Genomic DNA, 18,879 nt, shown 5'->3' on the forward strand with positions numbered 1-18,879 from the left:
ATGAGAAAGCCCATATAAATGGGTAGAGTACAAGTTGCTGTAGAAGCATTTTTAATTCGTCTGATCACAGATACTTTATAAAGTATTTTAATACTTTTTTGAATCCGTCAATGCGTAAGTCCTATATTATTGACTTTGTTCAATTTTTAACAAAATCTCTTTATTTTCCAGCCCACCGGCAAAACCCACCAGTTTACCATTTGCTCCGACCACACGATGACACGGCGCAATAATGGAGATGGGGTTTTTACCATTGGCTGCACCCACAGCACGAACCGCTTTGACATTGCCAATTTGCTCGGCAATATCGCGATAACTACGGGTCTCTCCAAAGGGAATGGTCAGCAAAGCTTGCCAGACTTTCTTCTGAAATTCAGTACCTTCAAAATCTAGAGGCAAATCAAACTGCTGCCGTTTTCCCGCGAAATATTCTGTTAACTGCTTTTGGGTTTCCAATAAAATTGGATGATGAACCTGTTCAATCAGTTCGGCTAAACGCACCCGTTTAGGATTTTCATTTTCCCAAAGTACCGCCACCAAAGCTGTGTCATTGGCCACCAGTTTTAAAGTACCGACAGGAGAAGTCATTTCCATAAATGCCAGTTTCATCATCTTCTCCTGTAATAAAAGCATTGCTTAGGATTTTATGATGATGACAGTTTCATCAGCACTAATCCAGAAATAATCAGTACCGCAGCGAGCATCCGCATCGCCGATGCAGGCTCACCAAAAATAAACACCCCGACCAGAAAAGAACCCACTGCACCAATTCCGGTCCAGATGGTATAGGCTGTACCCAGTGGCAAAGTGCGCATAGCATGGGCCAGTAAAGCAAAACTTAAAATCATGAAAACCAGGGTAATAATACTCGGTGTGAGACGGGTGAAACCTTCAGAAAGTTTCATGGCATAGGCCCAGACAATTTCAAAAAGACCGGCTAAAACCAGAATTACCCAAGCCATGACGACGATGCTCCATTAGATGCGAGTCAGGTCGTCCTGACGAATTTTCTCAGTGCAACAATCAATCTGATTGCACCAAGGGAGGTCGTTCCTCCTATAACTTATTAGATAATTATATAAATAATTGAGCTAAACAGGTGCTTGTTTTACATTTTTTGACCAATTACTCACCTTAAAAGTGCGAATAAAATCCGACTGGCCTAAACCAGTCGGATTTTCTGAATCATCACATCAAACTAAAATTTAAAACGTATCCCGGCACCATACAACCATTCCTGATCAGATGCTGATTCTGCTTGCCAATCCGTCTGTTCATGCCCCTGTTTATATCCATAGGCCACATCAATAAAAGGCATGACTTTTTTATTGATTTCATAACGCATTTCCAGGCCTAATTGTGCGCTGCTTAAACCGGTTTTTTGAGCATAGCTGGAGGCATCACTCAATACCACATTCAAGTCTAGATAAGGCTTAACAATCAGCTTTTGCGTCAGTAGCACATCGCGTTCGGTTTCCAGACTAAATGATACTTGATGATCTTGCCCGAGCAATAAATAGGCATCGGTTTCAAAGAAATACGGTGCCAACCCATGTACCCCAATCACGGCATCGACCTGATCCTGATCGACTTCCCGATTCTGGTCATTGCGATAACGTAGACCGGCCTGCACATCCCAAAAATCGGCAACATTGCGACTGTATAACACTTTGGCATCGTACTCGGCTTGCTGTGATTCAGCATTATCGGCATGGACTTTGATAAAAATCTTGTTTTCATCTGTCCCGATACGGGTTTCCAGTTCCGACTTTAAAACCCCGTCTCCATCGTTATTGCGTAGCCAACGACTTTCAAGCGTGGTTTGCTGATACATCTGGCCGCCATGCTCTTTGATATGCTCGGCAGATGCAGCATCATTCGAGTTCACATTTTCATCTTGAGCAGCGATTACGGGTTTTGCTTTAACAGGTGTTTGGGCTGTAGTTGACATGACATGATACTGTAAATGATCGATCGGTATTTCATTTTGTGGTGACGTCTGCGCTTCCGCCATCGACATGGTTTGATGACTTGGTTGTGCAAAACTTGGTCCAGAGAGCAACAGTATCGAGACACTCAATGTGCTCATTGCAAAGAAATTAATGATGCGCATGCGAGTCTCCTTGCTGAACTTGAGCTGGCGTAGCAGGTGAAGCTAGCGTTTTATTTCCATCGACATTGGCCACCACCAGTTTGCTCATCATGCCAGAGGACATGTGATAGAGCAGATGACAATGAATCGCCCATTCTCCCAATTCATCAGCGGTCAGTAATGCAGTTACCGTTTTACCCGGCGGCACAATCATGGTGTGTTTATTCGGCATATTGGCGCTACTTTGCCCATTTTCCAGCTGCATAAACATGCCATGCAGATGCATCGGATGCGCCATCATGCTGTCATTAATAAATTTCAGCCGGATACGTTCGCCATATTTCACCTGTAACGGTTCAACTTCAGTAAATTTCTTGCCATTGATGGTCCAGATATAACGCTCCATGTTGCCACCCAAATGTACTTCCAGCTCTCTCTCTGCCGGACGGGTATCAGGCTGTGGAGTGAGTGATTTCAAGTCGCTATATTGCAGTGCTTTATGCCCTGTGGGTGTGGATGCATTGGCCCAGCCATAAACCACGGGCGCCTTATTATCTGAAGATGGTTGTGCTGTACGATGCGTTGTATGGCTTTGCTCATGCTGTTGATCAGACTCAGGTTTTGCTGCCTGTGGCATAGCGTATTGTTGAGTCGCATGTTGCGAATGGTCATACATGGCAGCATGACTCATTTGAGTATGCTCCATGGTCTGATGATCCATTGCAGCCATATCATGTGGCATGGATGAATGATTCATTGACGAATGATCCATCATTTGATGCTTCATTGAGCCTGCACTGCTTTGATTTGTACTACTCTGATGATCATCCATCTCAGCATGGTTCACATGATCACTGGATGCAGAACCGTGCCCCATATCTTCCATCGTAAGTAATACACGTGGACGTGGCTTAGGCATGTGAATCACATGTGTCACTGGAGAATTTTCATTATGCAATGAACCAATCGCAAACCCGCTGCGGTCAATCGATTCGGCTTCAATCTGATAATGATTGGCCTTTGGTTCAACCATCACGTCATAAGTTTCTGCAGTGCCTATACGAAACTCATCGACAGGTACCGGTTGCACGGGCTGGCCATCAGCACTGACCACAGTCATCTTCAACTCAGGAATACGCACATCATAAAAAGACATGGCTGAAGCATTGATAAAACGTAAACGGACTTTTTCATTCAGTTTAAACATGCCCGTCCAGTTTTGCTCCGGCGTTTTGCCATTGATCAGGAAGGTATAACCGCTGACATCGGACAAATCGGTTTTCAGCATGCGCATCTGATTCCACATGGAACGATCTTGCCAGGTACTTTTGAGTCCATCACGCTTAACTTGTTTCAACACGTCGGCCACAGTTTCACGCCGATTTTGGTAGTATTCAGCCGACTTTTTCAGGTTCTTCTGAATCTGATCACTGCCCGATTGATGAAAATCGGACAGCATCACCACATAATCACGATCAGCCTGTTCATGCGCTGCTAGCGGCTTTTTCCCTTTGGGGTAAATCACCAAGGCACCATATAAACCGTCCTGTTCCTGTCCTTTGGAATGCGCGTGATACCAGTAAGTGCCGTTTTGCCGCACCTTGAAATGATAGACAAAATCAGCTTGTGGTTTAATCCCTTGAAACTGGTTAAAAACCGGCACCCCATCCATCAGTCCCGGCAGCAATAAACCATGCCAGTGAATGGAGCTATCCTTGTTTTTCAGATTGTTATGCACATGAATTACAGCATCATCACCTTCTTCAAATTCCAGAAGGGGCGCAGGAAATTGACCATTTACGGTAATCCGTTTTAAGGGCGTTCCGGTGATATTCACCATCTGTTCATCAATGTTGAGATGATATTCCTTGACCGCGGCAAACGCCCACGACGATGAGACCAAACACACCCCGATCACAAGGCTTTGACTTAATTGTATAGACATGACTTAACCTATAATTTAAAAATAAAAAGTTCTTTTAAATCACAGTCAAGCTTTAGGGGGACGCAGAATTTTTTGCCAGAAACCGCTTAAATGCTGGGCAGAATAAGTAAAATTGGGCTGTGGATGTTCGGGAACAGGATTTAAATGGGCAAAACTCGGACTTTGCACATCCAGCCAAGTGCCCAGACTTTGACAATGCAACTGTATGCAATCATTACAGGTGAAATGCTGCTGTTGATCGCTCATGCCCTGATGACAATCCAGATCATGGGACACATTTACCTGTTCGACAGGATGCTGCTGTATGTGCGGTTGAGTATTGGCTGAATCATGGCAACCTGACATGGTCGTCATCGGCATTTTATCTTCATGCTGAGCCGTCAATTCACTCATCATTTGCTGATGCATCGGCTGTTCAAATGCCAAGACAGCATTACTCCACCCGATGGCAAAAACCACCAGGAACACAAACCAAGCCTGTTTGCGTAATGAAGTGAGCACAGTATTGTCCTTAGCCGATGTACAATAAAAGATAAATCATGTTCTTTCGATTTCAGTCTACCAGCATAATCAAGATATAAGTTATACACAATTTTTAAATTTATGCTAAACAGTGTCAAGTCCGGTTGAATAATGCCAACTTAAACAATAAAGTTATTTTTTAAACAGTATTATTTTTAAGCATAGATGAATAAAGCATCATATTTTTTAATGCCTTAACAAGCTAAAAAAGGACTCATTTGAGTCCTTTTTATACATTTAATGTCTAATTATTAAACTATTGATCTACAATTGTTTATAAACTAATCAAGTTATCCATACAGTTATCTACACAGATATCCATATGGTTATCCATAAAGTTATCCACAACTTAGCGATCATTAATTGTAGATTATTAGAGATTAACTGAGCCTACTTTTGCCAGTTCTGAACGCATTTCATCAATGACAGCTTGATAATCTGGCTTGCCAAAAATAGCCGAACCGGCAACAAACATATCTGCGCCTGCTTCTGCAATTTCGCGAATATTGGCTGGAGTCACCCCGCCATCAACTTCTAAACGGATGTCACGGCCAGAGGCATCAATGATCTTGCGTACCTGACGAAGTTTATCCAAAGTCATGGGAATAAATTTCTGACCGCCAAAGCCCGGGTTAACACTCATCAACAAAATCTGATCAACTTTGTCCAGCACATAGTCCAGGTAATGCAATGGTGTGGCCGGATTAAACACCAGACCAGCTTTGGCACCACCCGATTTAATTAACTGTAAAGAACGGTCAATATGATCCGTCGCTTCCGGGTGAAAAGTAATAATGTCAGCACCCGCTTCCAGGAAATCGCCAATCATACGGTCTACAGGAGACACCATCAGATGCACATCAATCGGTGCCTGAATCCCGTATTTTTTTAATGCTTTACATACCCCTGCACCAAAAGTCAGGTTTGGTACGTAATGGTTATCCATGACATCAAAGTGTACGACATCGGCACCTGCTGCAAGCACATTTTCAACTTCTTCACCTAAACGGGCAAAGTCGGCAGATAGAATGGAAGGTGCAATTAAATATGGCTTGGACATGGAGAGAACCTGGCTGTGCATTTGAATTGATTTTTCACATTATAACAAATTGCATCTTAGTGCTGTGATTCAATCCTGTTTATTCAGGCATTGATGACAACAAAAAAATAAGGAGCTTTTATAGCACTGCTGTCCCATAGTTGAATTGCAGGTGTTAGATTTGTGAGTGTGGCAAGGATGCCACACATTCCCCATTACGACAGGATGTCGTGTATGGGGAATAAAGACTTTTGCCTACTTTTGGTCTGTCAAAAGTAGGGTTCAGCCTACACAAAGTTACTTAAACTTTAAAAGAAAGGACAAGGCTGTGAAAAAATTAAATATGATTTGCTTTAATATAAAATGTCATCATATTGATTCGGTGCTGAAATAAAATTTAAATTATGGGACAGTAGTGGCTGTTATAGCTCCCTGTTTTTTGAATAAATTTGCTGCTCAATCAGAGATTATACATCAAGTTGTACCGCATGAAACTGCAGATGGTCATCCATAAAGGTCTGAATAAAGTAATAACCATGATCATAACCGGCATGTTCACGCAAGGTCAGGGACTGACCTACTTCGGCACAGGCCTGTTTGAATAAGGCCGGATTCAGCTGGCTATAGAACTGGTCCTTAGCCCCCTGATCAATCAGAATCTCCTGAAACAAGGCACCTTTAGACTGAACCAGAGCCGTTGCATCATGCTTTTTCCATTCTGTCTGGTCAGCACCTAAATAATTGGAAAAGGCTTTCTCACCCCACGGACATTGGCTCGGTGCGCAAATCGGAGCAAAAGCGGATACCGATTTAAATTTTTCCGGGTATTTAAATGCCAGTGTCAGCGCACCATGTCCGCCCATAGAATGCCCGAAGATGCCTATCGCATCCGCTTGCAGTGGAAAGTTTTGCATCACCACAGCATAAAGCTCATCGGCAATGAAGCTTTCCATTTGATAATGCTCAGCCCACGGTGCCTGAGTAGCATTGATATAAAATCCGGCACCCTGACCGATGTCCCAGGAATCACCTGCTGCGACCTGCTCGCCTCGGGGTGAGGTATCCGGACTGATCAGAATCAAACCCAGCTGTGCTGCCAAACGTTGCGCATGGGCTTTAATTGCAAAAGTTTCTTCAGTACAAGTCAGACCTGCCAGATAAAACAGGGCGGGACAAGGCTGACCTGTTAAGGCCTGATGGGGCAAGAAAATTCCAAATTTCGCCTGCCCTTTTAAGCTCTTGGAATTAAAAACATAAATTCGCTGTTCCCCATCAAAGCATCGATTCGCTTGCATTAATTCCATCGTTATTTTCCTTATTGTGCTGCCACACTTAATTGTGGGCTTTCTATTTTCATATCTGTCTGAGTTGTAGCTGGAAATAAGCGTTGCTCAAGTTGCGGCAACATAAATTCCATATTCTTGCCAATTGACCATTGCGGTTCAGAGGCTTCAAATCCTTGTGCTGTTTCCCATTGTGCCACTGTTTTTTTGGTCTGCTCAAAAGCACTTTCTATAGACATCTGCTCGCGCATGGCCTGATCAAAGAAAGCCCGTCCAAAATAAGTATAATCCGCTTCATTCGAACAGCCAAACGATGCACGATCAGCCGCAGATGCGGTAATAATCAAGGTATTATCATCCTGCAAAGCGGGAACAAAACTCCCCGAATAACAGGCTGAAATTACGATTACCCGCCAACGGATGCCTGATTTATCCAGAGTATCTTTAAGCCATTTAGGATCGACATCATTTAAATCAATCGGGTCATTTTCCATTTCAAACTGGTTCGGCAAACCATGTGAAGTCATGTATAAAAATAACACATCACTTTCTTTATTCATTTGCTGCCCGATACGGCGTAAAGCCATTTCCATACTGGTGCGTGAAGCAATCGGCATTTGAGTGCGGGTTTCAGGGTTATTAATCAGGGCCAATGAACGGCCAAAAGTCCCAAAACGGGTATCAAACTGTTCTTTAATCCGTTCAACTTCCGACTTAAAAACATCCTGATAACCTGCCCCTGCAACGCCTAAAAAGTACCAGTGCGACTGGGCAAACTCCCCATACTGAATAGATTCCAGCGACTTGTTCAAGATCCGGTTTTGGGCATAAAAAGCATCTTCGGCAAATGTCGGGGGACTCTCTTCAACCTTCCAGATCGGCTGGCTTTTCACTGACATTTGCCACACCACAAGGGTGAACAGTGTCGCAGCCACAATCAGTGCCCGCTCCCACCATGGCCATTTCAGTTCACGGGAAAAGACCCATACTACCGCCAAGCTCTGCCAGACGAACAGCACCATAAAGATAGTCGGCAAATAGTCATACAATATATAAGGCAATACATCAATAAGGCCCAGATACTGGATCAGACTTTGCAATAAGGCGATATGGGTATCCAGTACCAGCCACAACAAGGCAGGTACCAGCATCAAACGTGGATTATTGATCCGCTGGGAAAGAAAAATACCGACGATGAGTGCAATAAAAGGCCATAAAGCATAACTGATCAGGCCTTGCGGGTTAAACTCCCCCATCTCCTCCGCACTGAGCCAACTGAATAAGCTGTTGGCACTGCCGCCTAAAATTCCCCAAAAAATCAGTTGTAGAATCGAGGGACGTACAATTTGCAAAGATCGGCGTGAACCCAGAAAAAGCCACATCCCGGCAGTTTGGTTGCTCTTAAAATCATGCCAAAAATTGATGGAGGGTTTAAAGTCGATCATAAGATTTTCGGGGGGCTTTAGCTCGCGAGTTTACACTCTAAGTTTATGCTTGATGGAATTTTTATCAATGCTGCTTTGGGACTATATAACAAATTAATGCACATTATTGAAACAATTACCAAACTACTCGGGAAAATGATGCTGAAAGTAGGCATCAAAACGACAGGCATCTCCCTGCCATTGATGATCCGGTTCCAGGTTAGCCAAATAGACAGCCAGACGCGGCCGCTTCACCACCACACGTTTTGCCACTTTTTTTGCCAAAGTTAACAGATTATCGCCAAGATCCATTTCCCCATGTTCGGGCAATAACAGATGTAATAATTGCATCTGTTTTTTCACTTGTGCCTGTTTTTTAATGGCTTGTTGATTCTGGTCACGCTGCGGAAACATCGGATCAAGATAAACCACATCTACCACACGTTTCTGTTCCGCCTGCCGGGTTAGGTAATCGGCAGAATCAGAGAAAACCAGATGAATTCGTGACACTACTGAACTGAGAAAAGCATCATTTTGCGCATGGTTTTTGCTGTCTTCCAGCAAGGTAAACAGGATCGGATGCCGTTCAACCAAGGTGACTTCAGCACCCAAATGGGCCATTAACAAACTGTCATGACCTAAACCGGCAGTCGCATCGATTAATGTAGGCTTTTCACCCAGATTACAGGCACGTGCAATCATTTCAGATTTTAACGATGAACGTTTTAAACGCGGCACTTCAGCTTGCCAGTCGGGCTGCATCTTCATGCCATTGGCACACAACCACAGTCCCGATTCATCTACACATAAAGCCAGTTCCGGATTTAAACGTAAAAATCGGGCATTCAGCTTTTCAATGATCTCAACATTTACACTGACACCACGTGAAGAAAGCACAGCAGAATACTGCTGTGCTTGTGCTTGAAACTGAGCTTCTGTAAACAAATGCATTACCAAGAAACCCAGCCTGTCCACCAAGTTGCCAAAATAAACAGACCAAAACCTATGCGGTAGTATGCAAATGCAGTGAAATCATGTTTCGATACATAGCGAATTAATGCACGAATCACGATAAGTGCAGAAATAAATGCCACAATAATACCCACTGCTAGAACAGCCATATCATTGCTATGCAAATCAGCCCTCATTTTATACATATCGAGTAAACCAGCACCCATTAATACAGGAATACCCAGAAAGAAGGAAAATTCTGCTGCTGCTTTACGTGATACACCTAAAAATAAAGACCCGATAATGGTTGAACCTGAACGTGAAGTCCCTGGAAATAAGGCTAAACATTGAATCAGACCAATTAAAGTTGCTTGTTTATAGGTCAAGTCATCCACTTCTTGAGTTTCAATGCTATGCGGACGGCGTTCAGCCCATAAAATAATAAAACCACCCACAATTAAGGCAATCGCGACAGTAATTGCATTAAACAGGTACGCCTTGATGATATCGCCAAACGTTAAGCCGATAATGATGATTGGAATTGAAGCAATAATTAAGTTAATACTTAAACGGCGGCCCTGTTCTTGACCTTTTAAACCACCGATTAAAGCGCCCCAAAGTTTGCCCCAATACTCGTAAATCACCGCTGCAATTGCACCAATCTGCACTGCAACTGCAAACATATCTCTTTTTTCAATGGTCCAGAAATCTAAAAGCTGACCTGCTAAGATTAAATGCCCGGTACTTGAAATCGGTAGAAATTCAGTAATCCCCTCTACCAAGCCCATGATGGCCGCTTTAAATAATAATAAAAGATCCATATCTAACCTTAAGTTGCTTTAATTTGTTCTGGAATTTTTTTCCACGCATTATCACGTAAATACACTGGTAGTGCTTCTTCAGCTGCAACCCAATGCTGCTGTAATGCAGCAATACGTGCAATTTGTGCAATATCTTGTGCTGTGGCAACAATCTCTTTAAATTCTATAGCTTCAGGCTGAATTAAAGCTGAACCTGAACCGACAAGTTCAAATCTGACGGCCTGACTGGCAGCACTATAATTTAACAGTTGCTCTGTATCCACAGCCTGCATAATACCCTGCTGATCCAGCTGAAAACTCGCAATATAGACTTCATTCATACGCGCATCCAGTACTGCAGTCACTGCGGTTAAACCTGCCACACGGTATGCTGCCTGTGCCAGAGCTTGCAGGGTTGAAACAGGAACAACAGGTAGATCATTGGCCCATGCCAGGGCCTGAGTCACGGCAGCATTAATACGTACCCCACTAAAAGAACCAGGACCACGGCTAAATGCAATTGCAGTTAAGTCAGCAGCAGACAATCCAAGCTGGGTAAAAGCCTGTTCAATCATTGGGAGAATCGTTTGCGTTTGTGCTTTTGCTCGCGCATCTAATTGAAAAAATAATTCTTGAGTGTCATCTACAATAGAAATGGAACACTGCTCATTGGCAGTTTCCAATGCCAGCAACTTCATGCACAACCTTAATTTATTTAAATATAAAAAACGTCGGATATCATACTCCACTCATGCGTGCGAGGCGAGATTTTCCATCTGCAGGATACAAAAAAGCCAAGCTCTCGCTTGGCTGAATATCTCGTTTCAAATTACAGTTCAACCGACTCTAAATGCTGAAAATTTTTGAAATGCTCGGCATAGTGCATGGCACTCATTTTGAGTTTGGCTTCAGCCGCCTCATCCAGAGTTTTGACGATTTTTCCTGGTGAACCCATGACCACAGAATTGTCCGGAATCACCTTACCTTCTGGAATTAAGGCATTAGCACCAATAATACAATTTTTACCAATCACGGCATGATTTAAAATCACGCTATTAATGCCGATCAGCGTGTTATCTCCTACGGTACAGCCGTGCAACATAGCCTGATGGCCAATCGTGACATAGCTGCCGATCTGCATTTCAATGCCGGCATCGGTATGTAAAACAGCATTTTCCTGCACATTGGTAAAATCCCCTAACGTGATTTTACTGTTATCGCCCCGAATCACGGCGCCAAACCAGACACTGACCTGCTTGCCCATTTCTACCTGGCCGATAACGGTCGCATTATCTGCCACCCAGCCATCCCAAGGTTGATGCGTTGCTTGAGGTGTATATCCTTTAAATTTATAAATCATGAGGTGAAATTCCTTATTTACCGTATTTAATCTTATTGCTATGAAAAGTGGGCGAATTTAATAAAAATGGCCATTCCTTTTGATAATCCAAACCATACTGAAACAGTGAAACCAACATTCTTGCCGTCAATCCCCAAACCACCTCATTTTCCACACGCATGCTGGGAAAATACAAAGACTGATGAGCATAATGCACCTCATAGGGAATGGGTGGTGCATTCATTAAGCTACTCAGTGATGCAAAAAAGATTCGATCAATTTCAGCTGGTTGAGGAATAAGTTTCACTTCAGGCGGAATCAGCCCGACCACGGGTTTGACCAGCATCCCGTTGCGGGCTTTTTGCATGGGCAAATCGCCAATCAGTTGCACATCAAATGGATTCAGTGCGGTCTCTTCATAAGCTTCGCGCAAAGCCACCACAATATTACTGGTATCTTGCGGATCTCTTTTTCCCCCCGGAAAAGAAACTTCCCCAGCATGATTGGATAAATATAAAGAACGGCGCGTGAGCAAAACTTTGGGATCAGACTCATCAGTAATGGCAATTAATACAGCAGCATGAGCAGGCTTAACACGTGTAGAAAAGCGTAATCTATGCTGTAATAATTGTATTAATGAGTAGTCATCCATATGCTACTGCTCCTGCCTCATGCTTTATTTCATCATAGCTGAATTTTTATTCCAAAGGATAGAAATGATGCCAAAGTTGCATTTTTCAGTTATGCTGATCAACACCTTTATCATTGACGATGAATATGAATTTCTGTGTAATTTGCGGACATAAAACAACGGAAAAAATTCCACTCGGCGACCATCAATTACGCCGCGTTTGTACAGATTGCGGCAATATTCATTACGTCAATCCCAAAGTTATTTGCGGAGCACTGGTGCTGTGGGAAAATAAGGTTTTGCTGTGCCGCCGTGCCATTGAACCGCGTTATGGGCTATGGACCCTGCCCGCAGGTTATATGGAACTGTTTGAAACCATGGAACAGGGCGCTGCCAGAGAAACCCGCGAAGAGGCTGAAGCTGAAGTCGAAATCGAACAGCTCTACTGTATGTACAATATTCCCCGAATTGGACAAATTTACGTTCTGTTCAAGGCTAATCTCGTCAATGGCATATTCGGTGCTGGTGAAGAAACCATTGAGTCGCGTTTATTTGATGAACATGAAATTCCTTGGTCTGAACTGGCTTTTCCCAGCGTAGAACGGACCTTAAGACATTATTTTGAGGATCGTAAAACTGCTTCATTCAGCATGCATTTAGAAACTTTAGGTACCCGCTTAGATCATACTGGTTAAAGATGCGATAAATTTGCAATTTAATAAAAAGCCCATCATATGATGGGCTTTATTTTTTGCTTACTTCTTTTTGACTGTATAACACGGAGCCAAAGCAAAAGTTAAACTGCCTCCACTTAACTTCGCAAGATCTGCATCTTGAGAAGTGTGCGATGTATTATTGGTATTATAAACTTTCTGGAAACTTGATAATGAGTTTGCCCATTTTACCGTACCAACAGCAGAGTCTTTAAATGTAATATCAGCCGCACCCGAAGTAAGATTTAATAAGTTAGCTACATTAAGTAAAGCACCACCCACCACAATACTATCACCAGATGTTGAAGTCTTGATATTGGTATTCATTCCCACTAAAGCACCGTCAATTTTTTTCAAGTTTGCATTTGCCAATACCATACGCAAGGAAATATTCTTATCATTGGTGAAAGCACGAGAAACTGTACCAATCCGGTATTGTTGAACTCCATACTGGTCTATATAAGTGGATGAATTAAAGCCTGTGGTATCACAAGCGCTTTTTCCTGAAGCCAACTCCTGATCCAAAGCAGTACTCATATCATCTTCAGTATAACCAGGCTTCATATTGGTTCGAATGTTGCCTTTTTCATCAATCACTATTCCCAATACAACGTCTTTCACGCTGGTATCGGTAAATTTAAAGGTCAAATTTGCGTACATCGGGAATATATAAGCTTCGCCAGATTTCACATTATTAATGGATTTAAAAACCCTTTTATCTAGATAAGTGATAGGAAAGGTTTTATATAAATCGAGTGTACCATTAAAATTTTCGCTGCCAATGGTCTGCCTCCATAGACCAAAATCCAGCTTATCAGCTGCAGTGACTTCTGTTTTCCTAGTAAGCAACTTATAGAATGCTTCTTTGCCGGCAATCATATAATCATTATATAAAGTGCCCTGATAAATACTTAAAGGTGTAGTGACTTGATCGACCTGAAAATCAAAATTTTGATCAATTTTCTTGGTTACCGGATTAATCCAATGCTCTTGTGCATTTGCAGTCATTCGAATCGGTCGGGTGGTGGTCAGCAATTTGGTATTTAATCCACCTAATGTCGAAGTGCCACTGATGCCTGGACCACGCCATTGTATGCCACTACCAAAAGTATAACCGTCACGATCGGTAATCAACATGAAATGTCCTAACAGATGCTGCGTTGAGCTGTCCTGAGGATTACACGTATCTTTATTACAACCAACTAAACCATCTGAACCACTTAAACTACTAATCACTCCAGAGGTTGAAAATAATGAAAATTCCGGTTGATATACCCCGGCATTCGCAATATTCATCAACATACTGACAGTAGAAAATGCCTGCTCATTGGTTATATTTGAAATATTAATCCAAGGTTGGATCAATAATTCAAAATCGGAATCTGTGGTATTTGCAAAGGTTTCTTGAGGAATTGACTGACTGATTCTCTCCAAATCTACCCGCATTTGATCCGTAATATATAAGGCTTGGATATCGGCTGGATCAGCAATCCCCCCATTTTGTAGCGCAAGTGCCTGTAATATTTTTGCCAACCGCATAGCGACCTTCACGGTGCTATCACTGGCATCCAGAGACTTAGCTGGTGTACCAGAAATTCCGGAGGCAATGTCCAAAATAGTCAAACGAGGCAATTGTGAAGTACTTACCTTGGCAATTTTATTTAGGTCTAGCGTTCCCAAATTAATTTGCTTATCTTTTTCCCCCTTCAGGAAGAAAGTAATTTTGTCACCGACTTTACATGCCCCGGTTGCTGCTCCATCTTTCAAATCTAAAGTGGTTACAAAGCTATTTTTAGTATCACTACTACAAGTAAAATTTAATCCATTTAATGGATAATCCAAGGCAAATCCAAGACATCCACTAGCACCTATCGTACACGTTCCATTCGTTGTACTACCTTCATAAACTTCAGGAATAACATTGGCACTTTCACCACCACACCCCGTTAAAGCTGCCATCAATGTGGTGAGGGCAAAAGGGAGTAAATATTTATTTTTCATCCGAGTTCTCTTCTTATATCCTTAGCGAATTGCTATTAATTTTAATTGACCCTGATTGGTGAGTGCTTTGTTTTCTAGATCTATCGCACTGGCTAAAGGAGTCAACAACATATATCGGCTTTGAGAAGGAATATGAATGATTCCTTCAATTTTTTCATGGCTAGTAAATGACTCGGCAGTTTCATGATTTTTAAAGCCTCCTGCTCCCTCAAGTACACATCCATTGGTATCTAGAAAAACCACAAATGGCCAATAAAAGGTCGGATTCTGTTGTCGCGAAGCATAAGAGTTAATCTGCACATTCTGAATTGCATTGGAAATCTTCACAATTTCAAAATCAAAATGCTCTTTTAATGGTGCACGTGGCCAGACATTGACTTCCTTATCCAGACTGACTGTTTTCGCATTTTTAATTTTTTTGTCCTGAATACATTGTTGACCTAAACTATTCACAGCATCAGCCTGGGAAACCCGGTAATAAGTCGATGACAAGGTAATAGGACCACTATCCTGTTTTTGATTCTTTTTAAAAAATGATTGCAGCAGAGATTTACTCACCCCTTTTTCACGCTCGACCATTTGTAAGCGTGTCGCTCCATGCTTGGTATCAATGATGCCTTCCGGCATAGCATAAAAACGTTTTTTCCCTTCCAGATTAAATTCCTTGTCTTCCAGGTATTCATTTTTTATATATTGCGTACCATCAACCGTGACATAGTTTTCTGCATCTTTAGCTTCTTTCAGTTCTTTAGGCGTACTGGTAGCGAGAGGTACAATTTCTTCCACCGTTTTAGGCAGGGGTTGAGGCTGTGCTAAAACTTTTTGCTTTTTCTCAGTTTCAGGTTCTAGATAGGTCGATTGCGGTATTTTAGCTGTATCTACTTGGGTAGAAGCTTTTTTTGTAAGGCTTTGGATTGCTACTTTATTTTTCACCGGTAATTGCGATAATGTTGTAGTTTGAGTTGTAATAACCTTGATGTCTGGCTGATTATTGGGGGAATGAGTGACCGAGTGAGTTTCTTGAACTCTCCTCTCTACTGAGGAAGATTTACTTCCTTCAGTTTCTTTATTTTTGGGCGCAGATTTTTGTTGCACGACCATAGGCCTACCATCTGGCCCAATAATGGTGTAAAACTCTCCCGCATGAGAAAAAGATAACTGCACCACACATAGCGTAAGTATCGATTTCACCCATAAATTCCCTTTCATTATTTTCAATTTCTCTACCATCGTGTTCTATAGTTCAAGCCTAAAATTGTGACTTTGGTATTCGTTTTAACATTTAAACCTGCATATGGATTTAGTAGAATATTATTCACACCCGTTTGGTTTGCTAAACTACTGGTATTTGCTGGAATGTTATCTTTACTGCGTAAGAAACCAATCGATAAATCCAGATCGGTATCTGCATCGAAACGATAACCTACCCCCAAGCCGAACAATTGTGCATTGTTAATCGGCACCATTGTATTTCGCTTATTATCAGGAATTGCACTAGTACGCGGTTCATATCCGGCACGTAATTTCAGACGATCTGTTGCAGAATATTCCAGACCTATCCCATAATTCCAAGGTGAAGTAAATTGCAGTGGAAGTGCCAGAGAAGAATCACCAATATTTTCAGAAAGTAATTTGGCAATTTTTAATGCTGAAATTTGTCGGTCAAATTCAAATTTAAACTTGTCCCACGCTTTATAGTCTGTCCAGCCCACATCAAAATTGACTTGTAAATCAGGTAAAAGCTTATATTTTATTCCTGCTTGAAAATGGGCTGGATATTCAAAATCCATTGAAACCAGACCTGACTCACTTGCAGGAATATTATTAGGAAACCCCAAAATTGCCGCAAGAATTTGACCTGTAGGAGATGACATTAAACCATTGATCAGCTCACGTGGTGCCTTTGCGTTATCAATGTGATATTTACCTTTCAAACGCATTTTTGCCGCACTTTGATATACCATACCAAAGCTAAAATCCTCAGTCGGTTCCCACAATACGCCCAGGTTATAACTTGGGCTAAGTGATTGTTCCAGAGCAAGCTGCATTTGCCCGAACCTGCCAAATGGGTTCATACCTTCTTGGGCATTACATATACCTAACAACAGAATGTCAGTAATAATGTCCGAGTTTTCTTTAAAAGGTGTACAAACGACCTCATCAATCATTCGTAACATACCAATTAATTCATTGGGAAAACGCAAATCCGTTTTTAAACCAATGGCTTGGTATGACATACCTATAGAAGCACCCACGGATAACTCATCATTCACTTGATAGGCAATAGATGGAGATAAATAGGTAATCCTTTCTAGAGCAACCTGTTGCCCCATGTAATTCGCAGGATTGCCATTTTCCGCACCAAAACCGGCAACCAAAGGTGCATACATTGCAGTTGCAAAAGTTGTTTTTGAACCTGGTGGATTGTAAGCAATACCTGCTGTAGGTGCAGCCATGGGTAGACCTTCACCAAGATCCACCATTTTTTTTAATACTGGGACGTATAGACTGACGTATTCAACATCCCCATTCACTGTGCCTTTAAAGTCTGTACATAAATCGGAAGAAATCTCTGGCCCGTCATTACACACCATCGGGTCATCTGAATAGCCAAATACGTTATAACCAGCAGGAACAGAAAATTCCCGTTGGATATCAAAATTAGCAAGAATCCCCTGCACATCGGTTTGCAGACCTTCAATTTTGGTCAAAGCTGCAGGGTTAAAATGAATTGCACTAATACCAGGAGGATCTGCAGTAACCGCATTTCCCATACTCAATGATCTGACATCAACAGATAAGTTAGTACCTAATTGAGCGAAAGTTGCACTTGAACAGCCCGAGACGATAATTGCTGCAGCTAACGGGCGAAGTCGAATCTTATACATACGACTACCCTCTTAGCGTAGTTTCTTACCGAAACCTAAAATATCCAGTGGGAATGACAAACCTAAAGATACATCTGGCGCATCTTCTGTCAGGCCTATACCCACAGTCCCATTGACAATAGTTTCAGGTGAAACACGAACACCCAATGAAATTGCTAAAGTGGAGCTGGTCTGGTCAGCTGGTGAATAACTCTCACCCGAAGTATAAGTAAATTCTGAACCGGTATTAAAACTTTGCTGATATGACATCGTCATAGACACATCATAGTTAAATGAATAGGCAAAACCTAAAGCAAAACCTCCACTGATCCCAGGTTGAAACTCATCCAGTACTCGTAAACCACGACGTTGATTTAAACCCGTTTCTTTAAAGCCATAATTGGCAGATACGGAAGCAAACAATACCACTGGATCGATATATTTACGCGTACTTGCACCAATCCCTGCAGAGTAATAACCTTTACCGGTTGCTAGATCATTAGTCGCATTAATTTCATAAGGACTATCACCAGTTTTAGTAGAAATATTACCGAATAAGATCAGGGGTAGTCTGCCAGCTTTTAGAGGGAAAGGCTCCCAACGCGTACCAAAAGAAATATCACCTAGACCTGCTGTAGAAGTATCTTTTAATAAATCTGTTTTAGCGACTAAAGGTACTGAAGCCGTAAAGGTTAAATTATCTAGAATGCCATACTGCGCAGTAAATGTATTGGTAACAGAATGGGTCGCATTTTCTTGAACACGGAGTTGATACAGTTGTCCACTCGCCATTTCAGCATCAATCTGTGTATCACGATAATAGGTATAATCAATATCGTAATAAGATGAAATCTCACCTTTTTTAATTAAAGAATATTGTCTTTCATTTGAGGTAAAGACTTCTTGTAAGTTAGCTTCTTTACTTGCATCCCCTTCTTGCTGCTGTAAAGCAGAAGAAGCTTGCTCATTTGCATTAACAGGTTGTGGCTGTGCCGCTGGAGCACTATCGGCAGATGAGGTTGCTGCTGGCTCTTCAACCTGTTCATCAACCACTTCATATTCACCGAGTGCTGACTCTTCCACTTGAACATTTGCGGTTACTTCAGGTTGTACATTTGCAGACTGTGATGCTGTAGATTGAACTTCTGTTTCCTGCTGATCTACAACCTCGTATTCTCCGAGTGCCGGTTCTTCAGCTGCATATACCCCCCCTATTGCCATTTGAACACTCAAAGCCAATAAAGTTTTGTTCATCCATTTACGATTCATATT

At 42.1% G+C, this 18,879-nt stretch carries 18 protein-coding genes; 1 reads left to right on the forward strand and 17 read right to left on the reverse strand.

What is annotated here, in order from left to right:
• Positions 1 to 126 precede the first annotated feature (126 nt).
• The 13 genes from FTU91_RS09615 to FTU91_RS09675 all read right to left on the reverse strand — a co-directional run bounded on the left by FTU91_RS09615 (position 127) and on the right by FTU91_RS09675 (position 12,047).
• Positions 127 to 609: a methylated-DNA--[protein]-cysteine S-methyltransferase gene (locus FTU91_RS09615; RefSeq protein WP_180082027.1), complete on the reverse strand. Its 483-nt coding sequence runs from the start codon at positions 607 to 609 to the stop codon at positions 127 to 129.
• 35 nt (positions 610 to 644) lie between these two features.
• A complete protein-coding gene (sugE, locus tag FTU91_RS09620; RefSeq protein WP_180082029.1) occupies positions 645 to 962 on the reverse strand; it encodes a quaternary ammonium compound efflux SMR transporter SugE in 318 nt (105 codons plus the stop codon).
• Between the two features lie 236 nt (positions 963 to 1,198).
• Complete coding sequence (locus FTU91_RS09625; protein WP_180082031.1) at positions 1,199 to 2,113, reverse strand: copper resistance protein B; 915 nt, start codon at positions 2,111 to 2,113, stop codon at positions 1,199 to 1,201.
• Positions 2,100 to 4,037 (reverse strand): copper resistance system multicopper oxidase, encoded by a 1,938-nt coding sequence (locus FTU91_RS09630; protein WP_180082033.1) that lies wholly within the window; start codon positions 4,035 to 4,037, stop codon positions 2,100 to 2,102. The genes FTU91_RS09625 and FTU91_RS09630 overlap by 14 nt, the downstream gene beginning before the upstream one ends.
• Positions 4,038 to 4,082: 45 nt before the next feature.
• Positions 4,083 to 4,538 (reverse strand): hypothetical protein, encoded by a 456-nt coding sequence (locus FTU91_RS09635; RefSeq protein ID WP_180082035.1) that lies wholly within the window; start codon positions 4,536 to 4,538, stop codon positions 4,083 to 4,085.
• Positions 4,539 to 4,932: 394 nt separating this feature from the next.
• Positions 4,933 to 5,619: a ribulose-phosphate 3-epimerase gene (gene rpe, locus FTU91_RS09640; RefSeq protein ID WP_180082037.1), complete on the reverse strand. Its 687-nt coding sequence runs from the start codon at positions 5,617 to 5,619 to the stop codon at positions 4,933 to 4,935.
• Between the two features lie 446 nt (positions 5,620 to 6,065).
• Positions 6,066 to 6,902, reverse strand: coding sequence for an S-formylglutathione hydrolase (gene fghA / locus FTU91_RS09645; RefSeq protein ID WP_180082039.1), 837 nt, complete (start codon positions 6,900 to 6,902; stop codon positions 6,066 to 6,068).
• An 11-nt stretch (positions 6,903 to 6,913) separates the two neighbouring features.
• Positions 6,914 to 8,326 (reverse strand): C13 family peptidase, encoded by a 1,413-nt coding sequence (locus FTU91_RS09650; RefSeq protein ID WP_180042525.1) that lies wholly within the window; start codon positions 8,324 to 8,326, stop codon positions 6,914 to 6,916.
• Between the two features lie 123 nt (positions 8,327 to 8,449).
• Complete coding sequence (locus FTU91_RS09655; RefSeq protein WP_180082041.1) at positions 8,450 to 9,256, reverse strand: class I SAM-dependent methyltransferase; 807 nt, start codon at positions 9,254 to 9,256, stop codon at positions 8,450 to 8,452.
• Positions 9,256 to 10,077, reverse strand: a complete 822-nt coding sequence (locus tag FTU91_RS09660) for an undecaprenyl-diphosphate phosphatase (protein ID WP_086197691.1) — start codon at positions 10,075 to 10,077, stop codon at positions 9,256 to 9,258. The genes FTU91_RS09655 and FTU91_RS09660 overlap by 1 nt, the downstream gene beginning before the upstream one ends.
• Before the next feature lie 8 nt (positions 10,078 to 10,085).
• Positions 10,086 to 10,754 carry a tRNA (adenosine(37)-N6)-threonylcarbamoyltransferase complex dimerization subunit type 1 TsaB gene (gene tsaB, locus FTU91_RS09665; protein ID WP_180082043.1) on the reverse strand — a complete coding sequence of 223 codons (669 nt, stop codon included), beginning with the start codon at positions 10,752 to 10,754 and terminating at the stop codon, positions 10,086 to 10,088.
• A 131-nt stretch (positions 10,755 to 10,885) separates the two neighbouring features.
• Positions 10,886 to 11,416, reverse strand: coding sequence for a gamma carbonic anhydrase family protein (locus tag FTU91_RS09670; protein ID WP_180082045.1), 531 nt, complete (start codon positions 11,414 to 11,416; stop codon positions 10,886 to 10,888).
• Positions 11,417 to 11,429: 13 nt separating this feature from the next.
• Entirely contained in the window at positions 11,430 to 12,047 is a 618-nt protein-coding gene (locus FTU91_RS09675) for a CoA pyrophosphatase (RefSeq protein WP_180082047.1), read from the reverse strand.
• Positions 12,048 to 12,172: 125 nt separating this feature from the next.
• On the opposite strand from FTU91_RS09675, the gene FTU91_RS09680 reads away from it, so the two are divergent.
• The gene (locus FTU91_RS09680; protein ID WP_086197695.1) at positions 12,173 to 12,721 is read left to right on the forward strand and encodes an NUDIX hydrolase; all 549 of its coding nucleotides are present in this window, start codon (positions 12,173 to 12,175) and stop codon (positions 12,719 to 12,721) included.
• A 60-nt stretch (positions 12,722 to 12,781) separates the two neighbouring features.
• On the opposite strand, the gene FTU91_RS09685 is transcribed toward FTU91_RS09680, so the two are convergent.
• Genes FTU91_RS09685 through FTU91_RS09700 form a run of 4 tightly spaced genes read right to left on the reverse strand, consistent with a single transcriptional unit; the run spans position 12,782 to position 18,876 of the window.
• Positions 12,782 to 14,740 (reverse strand): hypothetical protein, encoded by a 1,959-nt coding sequence (locus FTU91_RS09685; RefSeq protein ID WP_180082049.1) that lies wholly within the window; start codon positions 14,738 to 14,740, stop codon positions 12,782 to 12,784.
• A gap of 21 nt (positions 14,741 to 14,761) precedes the next feature.
• The gene (gene filE, locus FTU91_RS09690) at positions 14,762 to 15,931 is read right to left on the reverse strand and encodes a putative pilus assembly protein FilE (protein ID WP_265092670.1); all 1,170 of its coding nucleotides are present in this window, start codon (positions 15,929 to 15,931) and stop codon (positions 14,762 to 14,764) included.
• 32 nt (positions 15,932 to 15,963) lie between these two features.
• Positions 15,964 to 17,628, reverse strand: coding sequence for an OmpP1/FadL family transporter (locus FTU91_RS09695; protein WP_180042531.1), 1,665 nt, complete (start codon positions 17,626 to 17,628; stop codon positions 15,964 to 15,966).
• Between the two features lie 12 nt (positions 17,629 to 17,640).
• Complete coding sequence (locus tag FTU91_RS09700) at positions 17,641 to 18,876, reverse strand: hypothetical protein (RefSeq protein ID WP_180042532.1); 1,236 nt, start codon at positions 18,874 to 18,876, stop codon at positions 17,641 to 17,643.
• Positions 18,877 to 18,879 lie beyond the last annotated feature (3 nt).

This window comes from Acinetobacter sp. YH12201 (assembly GCF_013418145.1).
GTDB lineage: Bacteria > Pseudomonadota > Gammaproteobacteria > Pseudomonadales > Moraxellaceae > Acinetobacter.